Here is a 16,565-nt window from a genome sequence, read left to right on the forward strand (position 1 = left end):
GCAACATCCCGATAGGATCGTCTATTGAATCTGTCGGCCCTTACCGAATGCCAGCAGATTCAACGCCTTGAATTTAGGCGGCACCCGCTCGGCGATCACCGCCTGCCACTGGTCCACCGGCAGATTCAGCAAATTGGAAGCAATTCCCAGCAAAATCGTATTGACCAGCCGGGGGTTGCCGAGCGCATCCGCCATCGGCAAGGCATCCACGAGAATGGGATTTGGCGTCCGCTCCCTTAACATATCCACGGCATTTTCCGGATACCGGCCCATGCCGGCATAAACGGCCGGCGGAATGATTTTCTGAAGGCTGGTGATCACCCGGCCCTCGGGCCTTAGAAAGTGAAGCCACCGGACCGCTTCAGCCAATTCAAAGGACAGCAAAATGTCTGCCTCTCCCTCCATAATCAGGGGGGAAGCCACCTTCTTGCTGAAGCGCACATGACTGGTGACAATCCCGCCCCGCTGGCTCATGCCGTGAATTTCACTTTTTTTGGCATCAAAACCGCATCGCATCGCCACATCGGAAAGAATCTCACTGGCCAGAACCACTCCCTGGCCGCCGGTGCCGACGACGATCACATTGGTTGTTTTATTTTTTTCCCGCATTATCATTCCTCTCCCTTTTGAAGGTATGGTCTTCGAATACGCTCAGTTCGCCGCCCGGAAAATGGCATCGGATCGACAGATCTGCTCGCACAGCGAGCATCCGCGACACGAAACGGCATCGATCACCGCGCGCCTGCGCTCTTTTTTGCCTTCCGCGGCGGGAATCACGGCTCCCTGAGAGATGGCCGGGCACCCCAGTTTTAAGCACAGCCCGCACCCGGTACACGCATCTTCCTTCACGGCTCTAATTTCAGTGGGATCCTGGTGCAACAACTGAATACAGGGGCGTTTGGTCACAAGAACAGAGGGGCCTTCATAAGCGATTTCTTCCTTTAGCGCCTGTTGCGTGCCGGCCAAATCAAAGGGATCGATCTCCCGGACACGCACGCACCCCAGGGCCTTAACCAGTTGGACGATGTCCACCGCATGGGTTTTTTGATTCTGAAGCGTCAGACCGGTGCCCGGATTCTGCTGACCGCCGGTCATGGCGGTAATCCGGTTATCCAGAATGATCACATTGACGTTGGCGTTGTTGTAAATCACATTCAGCAGGCTGGTGATGCCGGAGTGAAAAAACGTGGAATCCCCGATGGTCGCAAAGACCGGCCGTTTGTCTTCGATGGCGGCCTGCGCCATGGCCTTGGCGGTTCCATGCGCCATGCTGATGCCGGCGCCCATGCAAAGCGTGGAGTCGATACTTTGAAGCGGCGGCAAAACGCTTAGCGTATAGCAACCGATATCGCTATGAACGATGGCCTTCATTTTGTTTAAGGCGTAAAAAAGCCCGCGATGCGTGCAGCCCGCGCAAAGCAACGGAGGTCTTGGCATATTATCATCCTGACCTTTAGGCCGCGCGGGTTCAGGTTCATACGGCAGCACGCCGGCCCGATAAAATCCTGCTGCTACGGCATCTGGAGAAAGCTCATCGAGCTTGGGGAAAAGGGTTTTTCCTTCCACGGCGAGCCCCATGATGCGTAGTTCTTCTTCCAGATAGGGTTCCAGCTCTTCCACGACAAAAAGCCGCCCCACCTTGGCGGCAAAGTCCTTGATCATTTTTTCCGGCAGGGGAAAGGTCATTCCCAGCTTCAGAATGGATGCCTCCGGAAGAACTTCTTTGACGTACTGATAGGAAATGCCGCTGGTCACGACACCGATGGCCGTGTCGCCCCATTCAATCCGGTTAAAGGACGTTTTTTCCACCTGCGCCTTTAATTTCGACTCCCGCTCGAGCACCAGGGGATGCCGCAACTTAGCAAAGGCGGGAATCATGACGTATTTTTTAACATCCCGTTTTATCCCTTGCGCAACCGGCATTTCAGGAGCGGTGCCCCCCTCAACGTCGACAATGCTTTTGGAATGGCACACCCGCGTGGTCATTCGCAGCATTACGGGCGTATCATAGGTTTCGGAGAGATGCAGGCATTCGGCCACCATGTCTTTTGCCTCCTGACTGTCGCCGGGCTCAAGCATGGGAATCTTCGCGAACTTGGCGTAAAACCGGTTATCCTGTTCGTTCTGGGAACTGTGCATCCCCGGATCATCCGCGCAGACGATGAGCAAACCACCCTGTACGCCGGTATAGGCTAAGGTCATCAGCGGGTCTGCCGCTACATTGAGCCCCACATGCTTGGTGGTAAAAAGCGATCGAACCCCCGTCATGGCGGAACCGGTCGCCACCTCAAGCGCGACCTTTTCGTTCGGCGCCCATTCCGCGTATACCCCTTCGTATCGGGCGAAATTCTGAATGATCTCCGTGCTGGGTGTTCCCGGATACGCACTGGCCACCTTTACACCGGCTTGAAACGCCCCCAGGGCAACCGCCTCGTTCCCTGAAAGGATTTGTTTTTTCATATTTTTTACCCCCCTTTATGATGCCACCCGAATACATATTGCCGACAACGAAAAAAACAACCCAGCAGTACCAAAATCAACCGATTTGTAAACAGTTAAAATAAGACCTCGGCATAAAATTCGACTTTTCGCGCGTAGCCGCTGAGAACGCCAAAAAAAACCATATTTTTAAGTTGGTAACGTTGCGATCTATGCTTCTTTGCCTGAGATCCTGGTTATTGCAAGTTCATCAATATCAGTGCGCTCAAATTTGGGGGTCATTCAGGGCAATCGCATGTAGAAATGAACAGCTGGGAGCAAAAGCCTTGAGGGGGATCGGATGGAAGCTGCGGCACTGTTTGAAGGCATTCCGCGTGAGTTTGTCGCAGCTGGAATCCGATTTTTCTTAAGGCTGAAGCGGGCTATGGGTTGCATGCGATTGCCCTGTTGGGTCATTTTTTGGGGTCGACAGAAACGAATTTTTATGATTTAAACATTAAATTTCATTTTTAGCGTATTTAAATAGGGGGGTTGTGCTTTTCTTTGGCCGAATTTGCCGTTATTGTCATGCCGAACGACTGGCAAACCGTATTTCAAATTTAGTGCCCCATAGTTTCGCGGAATCCTACTACGAAAAGACTTGTTTTCCGCGCCGATACAAGCCACGGGAGATTGTATAAATGCTTCAAGAAATAGCGATACTTAAATCCATGGCGCTTTTCAGCACCCTGAATGCGACAGAGATCGAGAAGGTCGCCGAACTCCTCCACTCCGTTAACGTGAAAAAAGGGCAGGTTCTTACGGAAGAAGGGGCCTTGGCAAGAAATTTTTTTATTATTTTATCAGGAAGGTATAAGATTTTCTCCCGAAGCGGCCATGAAATTATTTTGAGCCAAACAGGTGACTTTATCGGCTGGGCCACGATCATCGCCGCACCCAAATACCTGGGAACCTGCGTGGCGCTTTCTTCGGGTGAAGTTTTAAAATTATCCAAACAAGACTTTATGGGACTGATTCAAAGCGATGCCGGCATCGGTAATAAAATTATGAAAAAAGGGAGTGAACTGGCTTTTACCGGGGAACCTTTTCGAAAGAAGTCAACATTATAATGGATAAAAAATTATGGTTGCCGGTGAATAACCTGAATATTTCAAGATACTGGTGTTAAGGAGGTCAAAATTGTACGGTTTTCAAGCAATCAGCGCCCACAATGGATGGGCCATGGCGATTACCGGCGCATCGATCGTTTTGTTTTGCCTGGTTTTTCTTTCAGTCCTGATCTCTCAGTTGCACAAGATGTTGGCCTTTTGGGACAACCGAACAAAAAGCAATACGATAAGCGAAATAAGCAAAATAAACATCCCCAACCTTTTCCCGGCGGATATAAAGGAGACGGCCAAATTATACGAGCCGTTGATTGAACAACTCGGCGGCACCTTTCAACTTGTCGATCTTTATAACGCCGCACGGGAACATGATTATCCGCATCCCCACCTGACTATCTCCTCGTTCAGACAAACAGGGATTTTGTCCGAAGTCGAAAATGGGCTGTTTCGGTGGAATAATAAATAATATTTGTAACTTAATAGATAAATCGGAGCTGATTCATGTTACATATGTTAACTCAATTTTTAACCAACACGGGTTTTTACCTGGTGGATTATCGACAAATCATCATGATGATTGCCGGATGCGTTTTTATTTATTTGGGCATCGCGAAACAATATGAGCCCTTGCTTCTCATCCCCATCGGGTTTGGCATATTGGTGGGCAATGTTCCGTTCTTCAAAGGGTTCGGGCTGGGCATCTATGAAAAAAACAGCGTGCTGAATTATTTGTATTTTGGCGTCACAACAGGCATTTATCCATCTCTTGTCTTTCTGGGACTGGGGGCCATGACCGATTTTTCCTCCCTTCTGGCCAGGCCCAAATTGATGCTTCTGGGTGCAGCCGCTCAAGGGGGCGTTTTTTTTACTTTGTTGGGAGCGCTTGCGCTTGGATTCGATCCAAAGGAGGCCGCCTCGATTGCCATCATCGGCGGCGCGGATGGGCCCACCTCGATCTTTCTTACCGCGAAACTGGCGCCGCATCTGATCGGCCCCATTGCCATCGCCGCCTATTCCTATATGGCCCTGATTCCGGTGATTCAGCCCCCTATCATGAGGCTTCTGACGACCAAAAAGGAAAGGTTGATTAGAATGTCAAGCCCCAGGGATGTCTCTAAAAGAGAACGGGTTATTTTCCCGATCGTGGGGTTGCTCCTTTGCTGCTTTGTCGCCCCCACGGCCCTTCCTCTGTTGGGGATGCTTTTCCTGGGCAACCTTCTGAAAGAATGCGGTGAAGCCGACCGGCTAGCGGATACGGCCAGAAATGCCATCTGCAATACCGCAACGATTCTGCTGGGGCTGACCGTTGGCGCCAGCACGCAAGGAGATGTGTTTCTGACCCCTAGCTCGGTGGGGATTTTCTTGTTGGGCGCATTGGCTTTCAGCATCGCCACAGCGTCCGGGGTCCTCTTTGCAAAGATCATGAATCTTTTTTTAAAGGAAAAAATCAATCCGCTGCTGGGGGCGGCAGGCGTGTCCGCCGTACCGGGGTCTGCGCGTGAGGTCCATCTGATGGGACGCGAGGCGGATCCGACCAACTTTCTGCTGATGCATGCCATGGCTTGCAATTCTTCAGGGGTGATCGGATCGGCAATTGCCGCGGGCGTCTTGTGGAGTTTCATGACCTGATACCCGGTATCAAGCGACCTGGCGATTATTTTTTACGGAGGCGACCCATGACGGATGAAATCAGTATTACGGTAAAGCTTGCGACGGCCCTTGCCCGCCATACCGGCAATCAAAAGGTAGTTGATTGCCGATTGACCGGCAACCAAAATCTATCGTCGGTGATACAGCATCTGGATAGTCGATTTCCCGGTATTCGGGCCATGATCCTGGCAGACGGCAGCGACATTCTCGACAGTATCAACGTGTATGCGAACGGAGATAATGTCCGCTACCTTCAGGGCCTGGAAACCCTGATGAAACAGGGAGATGTCATCAATATCATTCCCGCGGCCGCCGCGGGATGAGGATTTCGCCGAGGAGGAAAAGGTGATCATCGATAAACCCGAGTCTCATTTTGTCTTTATCCTGCCCTTTGCGCATGTTTCCAATGGCTATAATTATATTCGATACGACGGCAAAGCCCTATCGAATAAGCAATATCTTGAAAACTGGGGGAAATGGGTTTTTTTCGGAAACGCGGAAGAACTGGACTGCCTGGCCAAAAAGATGGACCCTTTTGTGGAAGAAAAACGTATCCCCGCAGCTAAATACGACCGGGTCGTGTTGGAAGAGTTTGAACTCGGAGAGTGCGTGATGTGCGTCTATTGCGATGTTAGACAGCGGGAAGAGGTTTGGACGATCCTTGAATCCCTCGGCGTGCAGGACAAAATGTGGGTGTTTGAAAAGGAGACCATGGAAAGGTGGCTGCCGGGGGGGCATCTGCTGGAAAAATGGATCATCGGCCGGAAACTGAGCCCCGAAGCGGCGGATCAGGCTCGGGAGAATGCCCAAAAAACCTTTGAAAAGATGTTTGAAAATGAGAATGCCGAATTCAAGGGCGTGATGCAGTAAGCATGGACCCTTTGAACGCGGAAAACCGATTTCAGCGACAAACGCTACTGCCTGAAGTGGGCCGCAAGGGCCAGAAAAAACTTCAACAGGCAGGCGTGTTCATTCTCGGTTCCGGCGGATTGGCCTCTTCGGCCGCTTATTATTTAGTCGCTGCGGGCATCGGCCGCATCGGTATCGCGGACGATGACCGGGTGGATATCAGCAATCTCAACCGTCAAATTCTGCACAATACTTCCTGTATCGGAATGCTCAAAGTTGATTCCGCCCGAAAGACCCTTGAGGAGCTGAATCCGGCCGTGAATATTCATACCTACCCCCGCAGATTCACCTCCCCCGGCGAATTGATTGCGGTGCTAACCCCATATGACATCGTTGTTGACTGCACGGACAATTACGCAACCCGATTTCACCTCAATGACGCCTGCATTCAAACCGGAAAACCATGGATTTACGGCGCGGTTTCCGGTTTCGAGGGGCAGGTAATGACGATTATGCCCGGCAAGGGTCCTTGTTATCGATGTCTATACCCCTCCGTGCCTGCGGAAGCTGATTCCGTGGTGCCGGTAATTGGGGTAACACCCGGGATGATAGGGATTATCGAAGCGACTGAAGCAATCAAACATATTCTCGGCATCGGAACCCCCCTGATCGGCAGAATGCTTGTTATCGATCTTCTGGAAATGAACATGTCGGAATTTAACATCAATCGAAATCAGAGCTGTTCCGCATGCGGGGAATGATAACGCGCTGCTACCCCCCCCAATCTTTCGTGGATATTTTCTCAGCAAGATGGCCCTTGGGTCTGGCAAAAAGCCGACCACACCGTGCACGGTATGGTCGGTATTGTCCAGGAGCGGCCGTCCGGTTCATCCTCTAACCTCATAGAATGTGGGGTTACATAAATTCTAATCCCGCTCTTTGGGAATAAGCCGGGCCGCCGCATGAACCAGCAACAAGGTGTTTCCAATGACACTCAAGCTGCTAATGAGCATGGCGCTTACCGCCACCAGTGGGGAAAGCCATCCGGCCATGGCGACCGGAATGGCGATCATATTATACATAGATGTGAACAAAAGGTTCTGGGCTATTTTTCTCCTTACCTGTTTCGCCAGGTCAAAAAAATAAACCATGCGCTGCAAATCGCCGCCCATGAGGGTGATATCGGCATTTTCCTCGCTTAACTGGTTTCCGGAGTGAACCGCGACGGAAAAATCGGCTCGCGCCAGGGCCGGCGCATCATTGATGCCGTCGCCCACCATGGCCACACAATGATTCCGGTTCTGGCGGCTTTGAATGAATGCGACTTTATCGGCCGGCAACCGCTCCCCCCAATAATCGGTAATCCCCAGTTGATTCGCCACGGCCGCGGTCGCGGTTTCATCATCCCCTGATATCAGCGCTACCTCGAGCCCGGATTGCTTCAGCGCCTTCACCAGAGAAAACGCGCTTTCCCGAATCGAATCGCGAAAGACAAATACGGCGGTTCCGCCTCCCTCACAGCCCAAATACACGCTGGAAGCCGCCGTGCTTGAGGTGTTGGCACCCGGCACAGGAAATGCGCTCAGGGCATCGGCTTGCCCTTGCGCCCTTAAAAATGCGATAGAACCAATAAAATACATTTTTCCCGCATAGCCGCCACTCATGCCGTTTTCAAATGCGGTGAGGTTATCGACGGGCAGCGGCGTTATCCCCCTTTGAGCGGCAGCGCGCCGAATTGCCACGCCGATGGGATGATTCGATTTTTCTTCCAAGCCCGCCGCGAGTCCCAGCAGAAAAGATTCTTCCAACAGGGGATGTGAAACTATCTCTTTCAGAGTCCACTGTCCCTCCGTGACAGTGCCGGTTTTATCCAACACCACCGTATGAATGGATTTCGCTTTCTCAAAGGCTGAAAAAGAACGAACCAGAATGCCGTTGGCGCCGGCCGCGGAAATACCGGCCACTCTTGCCAGCGGCACGGCAACCCCCAACGCGCAAGGGCAGGATACCACCAGCACCGTCACCGCGCGAATCAACGCCGCATCCGCCGACAAACCGGCATACCAGCAAAAGCAGCCCGTGGCCGCTGCAAGCCCGATGATCAGCGGCACGAACCACCGCAACAGCCGTTCCGCCAGATCCTCAAACCGGGTCTTTTGCATCAAAGTGCGCTCGATGAGAGAGACCATCTGCCCCAGTGTGCCCTCCGTCCCTACCCGCGTCGCAACCGCGCGCAGATCTCCGTCCGTCACCCGGGTGCCGCTCAGCAGAACGTCCCCTGCCCGCTTTTCTTTCGGTCTTGCTTCGCCGGTAAGGGTGGATTCGTCCACAAATCCCCGGCCCTCCGTTATTATTCCGTCCGCCGCGACGACTTCTTCAGCCTCGACGCGAAAGGTATCCCCGGGTTTTAACATTTTCGCCGACACATAGCGTCCGTCCGGCGTGGCCGGTAGACAAATTCTGGCCTTGGCGGGTTGCAGCGAAAAGAGCGCCGAAAGACGCTCAGCAATCCGGTTTCTGGCGGAGCGCTCTAGCCATTTTCCGACCAGGGTCAAGGAAATCAGCATGGCGGCCGTATCAAAATAAAGATGAAGGCTGCCGGAGAGAAAATTGAACAGGCTGTAGCCATAAGCGCTCAGCGCCCCGGCAAAGATCAGCATTTCCATGCCGAAGATGCCGGTCCTAATGCTTTGAACCGCATGCCGGAAAATGGGCGCGCCCCCGTAAACAAAGACGATGGTGGCCATGACAAAGACGGGCCAGGATAAATAGTCAATTTCACCGGCAGAAAAAGAGTGAAAAAACCCGAAGTAAAGCGCAAAGGAGAGCATCATGAGGTTCATGGTCAAAAACGCGGAAACGCCAAGCCGTATGAATTCCGCTCGGGTCTCTTTTTTTTGCACGGAATCTTCCGGCAGGCGGGCCTGGTACCCGAGCCGGGAGATAACGTCGATGATTGTTTCAGGGCCGGTCTCAACCGGGTTATAATCGCAGCAAAACCGGTCAGCGGAAAACATGCAGACGGGATTTTTCACCCCTTTGGTTTTCTTCAGCGTCTCTTCAATGGCCCATGCGCATACCGGGCACCACATGCCGGTGATGGTAAGATGCAACCGCAGGGTGTTTTCATCCGGTGCGGGGGTAATTTGCTCGTCAGGCGCACCCCCTTGCCGCCAGACACCGGCAAGATCCGCTTCATTTCTCGGAATCAGCCCCATTTCCCGGCATTTTTTGAACAATTCGGTTTCCCGAAAATCTTCAGTGCGATCCACCTCGGCCGACTGGACCAGCATTTGGAAGACCTGCCGGCAGCCCGTACAGCAAAACCGGTAGCTTTTCTCCGGACGGTTTTGTTCAACAATTCCATAGCGCAGGGGCAGGCCGCACAGGTCGCACCGCCCCGAGGTCTCACGCCTTGCCGGGTGCAAGAGATGATTCAAACTTGATGGATCGATCGATGCATCCAATCCCGAACACTCCACACATATCATGTTAATTGATGAAGATCTAAACCGGATATTTCGATTATGCAATGCTTTTGATACCGGTATGGCATGTCCATCGGGAATACAGCGGCATCTGCGGTGCCGTGGAAGAGTGAGCGCGACTTGCGAAAGAGATCGGCGATCCCCCAGAATCCGCCCGGTTATCAAGCACATTATCCTTGAAAATAAAATAGTTGTATTATAGGGTGAATTCGCTCAAGGAACGCGGGATTCCGGTAACCCTATATAAAACCTTGGCGGAAAGACGCGCTTTGCATTCAGCAGGAAAAAGCCCCCCTCCATTCCATGACGAATCCGCCCATTCCACAGAGAAGACGGCCATTGATCGATTGCTCTCGCGATTGCTGGCGTTCGATATTGAAGTCACCAAAACAGGCGCACTCCGGCATCTCGGCGCCGCTTTTCAGGACAAAACCTTCGAGTGGACCGGCGAAAAGGCGGTACGGTCGGCGCTGTTGAATCTCGACGACTTCGGCGCCGATGCGCGATATGTATTGGGCCATAATATCTTCAGCCACGATCTCCCCTTTCTTGCGGGCATGGCCCCTGAGCTTAAGATGTTAAGCCTTCCGATCATCGACACACTGTATCTTTCCCCCCTCGCCTTTCCCCAAAATCCCTATCACCGGCTAATCAAGGACTATAAGCTCGTTCGATCGTCCCTCAGTGATCCGCTGGAAGATGTCCGGTTGGCCTTGTCGGTCTTTCGGGAACAGTGGGAAAGCTTTGCGCAGCAATCTGAAAATTGCCCGGAGCTTCTCTCCTTTTACCGGTTTTGTTTCCAGGAAAGCCGATTCGGCGGGTTTTCCGGGCAAGGCCTGTCCGAAGTCTTTCGATTGCTAGGAGCAAAACCGCTTTCCGATGCTCGTGAATTTGAAGAAATCTTCAAGCGCCTGGCGGGAAAAATCGTCTGCCACCAGGCGATCGGGGCCGTCCTGGCCGGCATCCTTACGACGCCTGCGCTCGCTCCAGTGGCGGCCTTCAGCCTCGCATGGCTTCGCGTGGCCGGCGCCAACTCGGTGCTGCCGCCCTGGGTGAGGCACCAGTTTCCGGCCGTGGTACCGTTTCTGAAAAAATTGCGCGATATTCCCTGTGGCGATCCAACCTGCCCCTATTGCAACGAGACGCATGATCCGGATGCGCAATTAAACCGCTTTTTCGGCTTTGATCAATTCCGTCCGGAGCCCGAAACCGGAGATGGCCAAAGTCTTCAACGGGCCGTGGTGCTGACCGGATTGCAGGATACACCGCTGTTGGCGATTTTGCCGACCGGCGGGGGAAAGTCCTTGTGCTATCAGTTGCCGGCACTTGTTCGGCATCTTCGACGGGGCCTTCTGACCGTTGTTATCTCTCCCTTGCAGGCCCTCATGAAGGATCAGATCGATAACCTCGTCCGAATGACGGGCACCCCCTTTGCCGCCGCGATTTACGGGCTGCTGACGCCGCCCGAGCGGGGAGAGGTCATGGAGCGCGTCCGCATGGGAGACGTCGCGATTTTGTATCTCTCCCCGGAGCAATTGCGGGGATCTTCGATTCGAAAGATGCTCGAACAGCGCGAAATCGGATGCTGGGTCTTTGACGAGGCCCATTGCCTCTCCAAGTGGGGACACGATTTCAGGCCCGATTATCTCTATGCGGCCCGGTTTATCCGGGAATTTGCCGAAGCGCAACAGCTGCCGCTGCCGCCGATCGCCTGCTATACCGCAACCGCCAAACCCGATGTGATTGAAGAGATCACCGCTTATTTCCAATCCGAGCTGCATCAGCGTCTGCTCCTTTTTGCAGGAGGTGTCGAACGGCCGAACCTGAGCTTTGATATCCTGCCGGTGAGCGCACCGCAAAAACCCGAGCACGCCTTTGATCTGCTTTGCCGCCACATCGGCGGGCACCCCCCGGGATGCGCCATTGTCTATGCGGCAAAACGAAGAACTACGGAAGAGATAAGGGACTATTTGATTCATCGGGGGTTGAGCGCCGAAGCCTTTCATGCGGGACTCGATGCCAATGAAAAACGGCGGATCATGGATGAATTTGCGGCCGGCCGAATTCCGGTGATCTGCGCCACCAACGCCTTTGGCATGGGCATCGACAAAAACGATATTCGGCTTGTCCTGCATTACGACATCCCAGGGTCCCTTGAAAATTACCTCCAGGAGGCGGGCCGCGCCGGCCGGGATTTAAAGCCCGCCCATTGTATTCTTCTCTATGATCCCGAGGACGCGGAAGCGCAGTTTAAGCTCGGGGCCGTTTCGGAGATCAGCAAGGAAGAGATTCAGCGGATTCTTCGCTGTCTCAAACGCGGCAAACGAAACCGGGAAAACGACATTGTCATCACGACCCAGGAGTTGTTGCGCGACGAAGAACTCTCCGAAGTATTTGAAAAATCGGACCCCGTCACCGACACGAAAATCAAAACGGCCGTATCTTGGCTTGAGCGCGCCGGCTTCCTTCAACGAAACCAGAATCTCACGCAGGTGTTTCAGGGAAAACCGATCGTCAAAACCCTTGCAGAGGCCGAGACGATCATCAACCGGCTGAAGATATCCCCGCTCGTTCGGAAATTATGGCGCGGCATCCTCGGGCAGCTCTTTAACGCACCGGGCGACCGGGGACTCAGCGCCGATGATATCGCCGAATCTCTTTTTTCATCGGTGGACGAAATGAAGCTTCTGGAACGACAATTCGGGCTTACCCCCTCGCAGATCGTCATCCAGGCGATGCACGAGATGGCAGAGGCCCGCCTTCTCGATAAGGGAATGATGCTGACCGCTTTTTTGCGATACCGGGGAAAAAATAACGCCCTCAAGCTCTTCGACTACGTTGTGAATCTGGAAGAGCGGTTTTTAAAGCTCCTCGGCGAGGAAGCGCCGGACGCGGACACGGGCACCTGGGTGGATCTCGATATCAACGCCGCAAACCAGCGCCTGCAGGCAGACGGGGATACCAGCAACCCCGTCACCTTGCGAGCGCTTATAAAGGGTCTGGTCTTCGACGGCAAGGGGCTGGCCGGCTCCCACGGATCGATCGAGTTGAAACATGTGGACCGGAACCGCTATCGCGTATCGCTTCAACGGAACTGGATTGCCCTTCGGGAAACCGCAGCCTTACGCCGGAACGTCGCCCGCGTCCTGCTGCTGCATCTCTTGGCCAAGGCCAAAAAGGCTTCACCGGAGGGGACGGCGGAATCACCCACCGAGGCCTTGGTGGAATTCGGCACCAACGAGCTTAGCGATGCCATCCGCCACGATCTTTTGCTGCACGCCAAGGTGCAAAAGCCGCTCGCGGCCATCGACCGGGCCCTCATGTTCCTGCACGAGCATAAGATCATCGCACTTCAAAGCGGTTTGGCCGTCTTCCGGCAGGCCTTGACCATCCGGTTAAATCCGAAAGATGCCAAACGGCAATACACCGTTGGGGATTATAAACCCCTTGCTGTGCATTATCGGGAGCGCCGCTTCCAGGTGCACGTGATCATGGAATACGCGACCCTTGCGATGGATAAGATCGCCCGGGCCCTAACGCTCGTGCTCGATTATTTCGCGCTGCCCCGCGAGCACTTTGTTAAAAAATACTTTTCCGATCGGGAAGAGATTCTTCAGCGTGCCACCGGTATCGAGTCCTATCGCCGGATCGTCGAAAGCCTTCGCAATCCGATCCAGATCGAAATCGTCGGCAGCCCGGTTCATGCCAACCGGCTGATTCTCGCCGGACCGGGCGCCGGTAAAACCCGCGTGGTGGTCCACCGGTGCGCGTATCTGTTGCGGGTGGAACGCATCCCCGCCAACCGGATTCTTGTGATATGCTTTAACCACAGCGCCGCCGTATCGCTTCGAAAACGCTTGAAAGATCTGGTCGGTCCGGATGCCCTCGGCGTCACCGTTGCCACCTATCACGGCGCCGCCATGCGGCTTGCGGGCATTTCTCCCCGGGAACTCATGGAGGCGCGGGGAACCGAGGGGATCGATTTCGACGGCCTCATCGCCGATGCCGTCTCCCTCCTCAAGGGTGAAAAGGAGATTCCGGGGATGTCGGCCGATGAGTTGCGCGATCAGCTCCTTCAAGGCTTCAGCCACATCCTCGTCGATGAGTACCAGGATATCGACACGGATCAGTACGAGCTGGTCTCGGCCATTGCCGGGCGGACCCTTTCAGAGGGCGAAGGAAAACTTTCGATCCTTGCGGTCGGGGACGACGATCAGAGCATCTACGGCTTCAGGGGGGCCAATGTCGAATTTTTAAAGCGCTTTCAGGAAGATTACAAGGCCCGGCCCGTGTACATGGTCGAAAACTATCGCGCCACCGATCATATCATTCAAGCCGCAAATAACCTGATACGGCATAACCGGGACCGCTTGAAGGGGGACCACCCCATTCGGGTCAACCGTGAAAGAAGCGCCGATCCGGCCGGCGGCCCCTGGGAACAATTGGATCCGCTAGGCCAAGGCCGCGTCCAGGTCCTCACCGTAAAAGACCGCGCCCATCAGGCAGCCGCCGTTTTTAACGAGATAAGCCGCCTCAAATCCCTTGATCCCGGTCCGGACTGGAGCGCCGTTGCCGTTCTCGCCCGCACCCACGATGCGCTCCATCCGCTGCGATCCGTTTTCGAGGAAAGGGGAATACCCGTTCAACGCAGTCTCACGACAGGTCTTCCCCTGCACCGCATTCGCGAGGTGCATCGCTTTTTGACCGATCTAAAGGCAATTGAAACCGAAATTCGAAGCGCTTCTCAGCTTGAGAACCTCCTTCCCCCCTCCCCTTCCGAAGGCGGCGAAACGCCCTGGTATCAATTGCTGAGCGATCTTTGGACCGCTTACCGGGAAGAAACCGCCGATACCCGGTTGCCGGTCGGCTTTTTGATCGATCGGCTCTACGAGGGCCTGGCGGATCAGCGTCGCGAAAAAACGCTCGGGCGGGGCGTTTTTTTAAACACCGTGCATGGCGCAAAAGGCCTTGAGTTCGACCACGTCTTCATCCTTGACGGCGACTGGCATTTACCAAAGGCTATCGACAAACAGGAGGAAGAGCGAAGACTCTTATACGTCGGTATGACACGGGCCAGGTCCTCCCTGTGCCTCCTGGAGATGGAAGAGCGAAGAAACCCCTTTATCCGCGAACTGACCGGAAACGCCATTCTAAGACGCCGCGGCGCAACCGACGGGCAGCTTCCCGCCGACATATTAAATCGCCGCTATGCGATGATAGGCTTAAAAGATATCTACCTCGGCTACGCCGGCGGCTTTGACCCGGACCATCCGATTCACCCGAAATTAACCGCGCTTTCCTGCGGGGACCCGGTAACTTTGGTGGCCAACGGGACTTATATTGATGTCTGCGCTTCCGACGGGGTGCGGATCGCGCGGCTGTCAAAGGAGGGAAAGCGCCTCTGGGCGGATCGGCTCGGGGACATCGAAGCAGGAAGAATTCTTGGGATGCTGTACTGGGCCGCTAAAGACAGTGATCCGCTTTATAAAGACCGCTTTAAGGCCGACTCCTGGGAAGTGCCGCTGATCGAGGTGGTTTTGAAGGGGGCGTCCTGTTCGGCAATCAACCGCTTATGGCAACTGCTTTGAAAAAGGTATAGCAGAAGACACCGTCCGGTGCGGTGGTTCGGTAAAGGTCCTGAATGCCGCTATCGAAAGTTAGCGGGTCGGTTATTCCGGCGTTGAGCGCAGCGTCACGGACGCCCTCAATCATGGCGGTAAATGTCTTTTTCGTAAACCCTTCGACCAGTTCAGGCCGGCTGGCATCCACATAGACCATTCGAGGGGAAACTCGTATGTTTTCATACCCGGCCTGACTCAGAAGCGGGTACAATTCTCTGCCGATTTGGGCATTGCCTCCTGAACGCCGTTGCAACTCGACCTGGCAATGAATAGCCTTATGCGCCAGCGCGCTATCCGGATAAAAATAGGTTGATCCGTGATCGCCTTCTATCACGGTGATTGTTCCACCCGCTTTTAGATATTTTTTCAGTATGCTTAATGCGTCAACAGGCCGAGGTAAATGTTCCAGCACGAAACAGACGAAAATATGGTCGAAGGATTCCGGCTCAAAGGATAAATGAAAAATGTCGCCCTGATGGAATGTTACATGGGTGATTCCGGCTGCCTCGGCCTTGCCTCTGGCAACGGTTACGGAATTTTCTGAAATATCGATGGCGGTGATGATTGCTTCCGGGCTATTGCCGGCAAGGGTCACCGTCTGAGCCCCGACGCCGCAGCCTGCTTCCAACACCTTGCTTCCGGCAGGATAAACGGTGTCTGAATGCAGCAATTCGACAAGCGTAGACGCTTGATCCTGAAGCCGGATGGTTTCTCTGATATCGTAGCCGTGAACATAGGAGGGTTTCAAATTCATCCTTCTATCGGGAAGTGTGATGTGTATTTCCGTCACACCCGGGTCGCCAAACACAGCCCGTCCAGCTCCGGAGAGTGCAGGGGCAAAAAGGAAAACAGATTGACCGCTCGCCATTCGGGATGGTTAAAAATGCCGCGGTTGAAGGAATCCGCATCCTTAAACCCCACATTATCGGCCACCAGCAATCCGCCGGGCTTGAGCAGCCGATGGCAGTCCGAAAGGACACGGACATAATCTTCTTTTTCGATATCCATGAAAATCATATCGACATACGGGTCCAGGACGCTCAGTTCCGTTACCGCGTCGGTCAAACGGACCGTTATGATGCCGTCATAGCCGGCCGCCGCGATGTTTTCCCGCGCCCGTTCGGCAAAAACCGGATCATTTTCCATCGTCACGATGCGCCCTTTGGACCCGTTCAGGGCTTCGGCCATGTAAATCGCCGAATACCCCGTTGCACATCCCAACTCGAGAATCCGTTCGGCACCCGTCACGCGGGCAAGAATATTCAACAGCGCACCCACCACCGGCCCGATGATGGGAATGTCTTCCGAAACAGCTTCTTTCTCCAGCCGTTTTAGCAACGCGGATCTCTCAGGAACAAATTGTCTGAAATAGTCATAAGGGTTGGGGACGATTTCGGACATGGCTGCGACCT

The 16,565-nt window shown here is 54.0% G+C and carries 12 protein-coding genes; 7 read left to right on the forward strand and 5 right to left on the reverse strand.

What is annotated here, in order from left to right; all coding sequences use genetic code 11:
* Nucleotides 1-21 precede the first annotated feature (21 nt).
* Both RBT11_15020 and iorA read right to left on the reverse strand, forming a co-directional pair.
* Complete coding sequence (locus RBT11_15020; protein MDX9788091.1) at nt 22-609, reverse strand: indolepyruvate oxidoreductase subunit beta; 588 nt, start codon at nt 607-609, stop codon at nt 22-24.
* Nucleotides 610-651: 42 nt separating this feature from the next.
* Nucleotides 652-2,460, reverse strand: coding sequence for an indolepyruvate ferredoxin oxidoreductase subunit alpha (iorA, locus tag RBT11_15025; protein MDX9788092.1), 1,809 nt, complete (start codon nt 2,458-2,460; stop codon nt 652-654).
* A 659-nt stretch (nt 2,461-3,119) separates the two neighbouring features.
* Here iorA and RBT11_15030 point away from each other — a divergent pair.
* From RBT11_15030 to RBT11_15055, 6 genes are all read left to right on the forward strand, one after another.
* Complete coding sequence (locus tag RBT11_15030; protein ID MDX9788093.1) at nt 3,120-3,548, forward strand: cyclic nucleotide-binding domain-containing protein; 429 nt, start codon at nt 3,120-3,122, stop codon at nt 3,546-3,548.
* A gap of 70 nt (nt 3,549-3,618) precedes the next feature.
* Nucleotides 3,619-4,011 (forward strand): hypothetical protein, encoded by a 393-nt coding sequence (locus RBT11_15035; GenBank protein MDX9788094.1) that lies wholly within the window; start codon nt 3,619-3,621, stop codon nt 4,009-4,011.
* Nucleotides 4,012-4,046: 35 nt separating this feature from the next.
* A complete protein-coding gene (locus RBT11_15040) occupies nt 4,047-5,174 on the forward strand; it encodes a sodium ion-translocating decarboxylase subunit beta (GenBank protein ID MDX9788095.1) in 1,128 nt (375 codons plus the stop codon).
* 47 nt (nt 5,175-5,221) lie between these two features.
* The gene (locus RBT11_15045) at nt 5,222-5,518 is read left to right on the forward strand and encodes a MoaD/ThiS family protein (protein ID MDX9788096.1); all 297 of its coding nucleotides are present in this window, start codon (nt 5,222-5,224) and stop codon (nt 5,516-5,518) included.
* Nucleotides 5,481-6,065 (forward strand): hypothetical protein, encoded by a 585-nt coding sequence (locus RBT11_15050; GenBank protein ID MDX9788097.1) that lies wholly within the window; start codon nt 5,481-5,483, stop codon nt 6,063-6,065. Before RBT11_15045 ends, RBT11_15050 begins: the two co-directional genes overlap by 38 nt.
* 2 nt (nt 6,066-6,067) lie before the next feature.
* A complete protein-coding gene (locus RBT11_15055) occupies nt 6,068-6,805 on the forward strand; it encodes a HesA/MoeB/ThiF family protein (protein ID MDX9788098.1) in 738 nt (245 codons plus the stop codon).
* Nucleotides 6,806-6,970: 165 nt separating this feature from the next.
* Here RBT11_15055 and RBT11_15060 read toward each other — a convergent pair whose 3' ends face one another.
* Complete coding sequence (locus RBT11_15060) at nt 6,971-9,511, reverse strand: heavy metal translocating P-type ATPase (protein ID MDX9788099.1); 2,541 nt, start codon at nt 9,509-9,511, stop codon at nt 6,971-6,973.
* A 290-nt stretch (nt 9,512-9,801) separates the two neighbouring features.
* Here RBT11_15060 and RBT11_15065 point away from each other — a divergent pair, with 290 nt between their 5' ends.
* The gene (locus RBT11_15065) at nt 9,802-15,120 is read left to right on the forward strand and encodes a RecQ family ATP-dependent DNA helicase (protein ID MDX9788100.1); all 5,319 of its coding nucleotides are present in this window, start codon (nt 9,802-9,804) and stop codon (nt 15,118-15,120) included.
* Here the strand turns inward: RBT11_15065 and RBT11_15070 are convergent.
* Together RBT11_15070 and RBT11_15075 are read right to left on the reverse strand one after the other, a co-directional pair.
* Nucleotides 15,095-15,901: a methyltransferase domain-containing protein gene (locus tag RBT11_15070; GenBank protein MDX9788101.1), complete on the reverse strand. Its 807-nt coding sequence runs from the start codon at nt 15,899-15,901 to the stop codon at nt 15,095-15,097. The genes RBT11_15065 and RBT11_15070 overlap by 26 nt on opposite strands.
* A 38-nt stretch (nt 15,902-15,939) precedes the next feature.
* Nucleotides 15,940-16,554, reverse strand: a complete 615-nt coding sequence (locus RBT11_15075; GenBank protein MDX9788102.1) for an O-methyltransferase — start codon at nt 16,552-16,554, stop codon at nt 15,940-15,942.
* Nucleotides 16,555-16,565: the final 11 nt, after the last annotated feature.

Source organism: Desulfobacterales bacterium (genome assembly GCA_034003325.1).
GTDB lineage: Bacteria > Desulfobacterota > Desulfobacteria > Desulfobacterales > JAFDDL01 > JAVEYW01.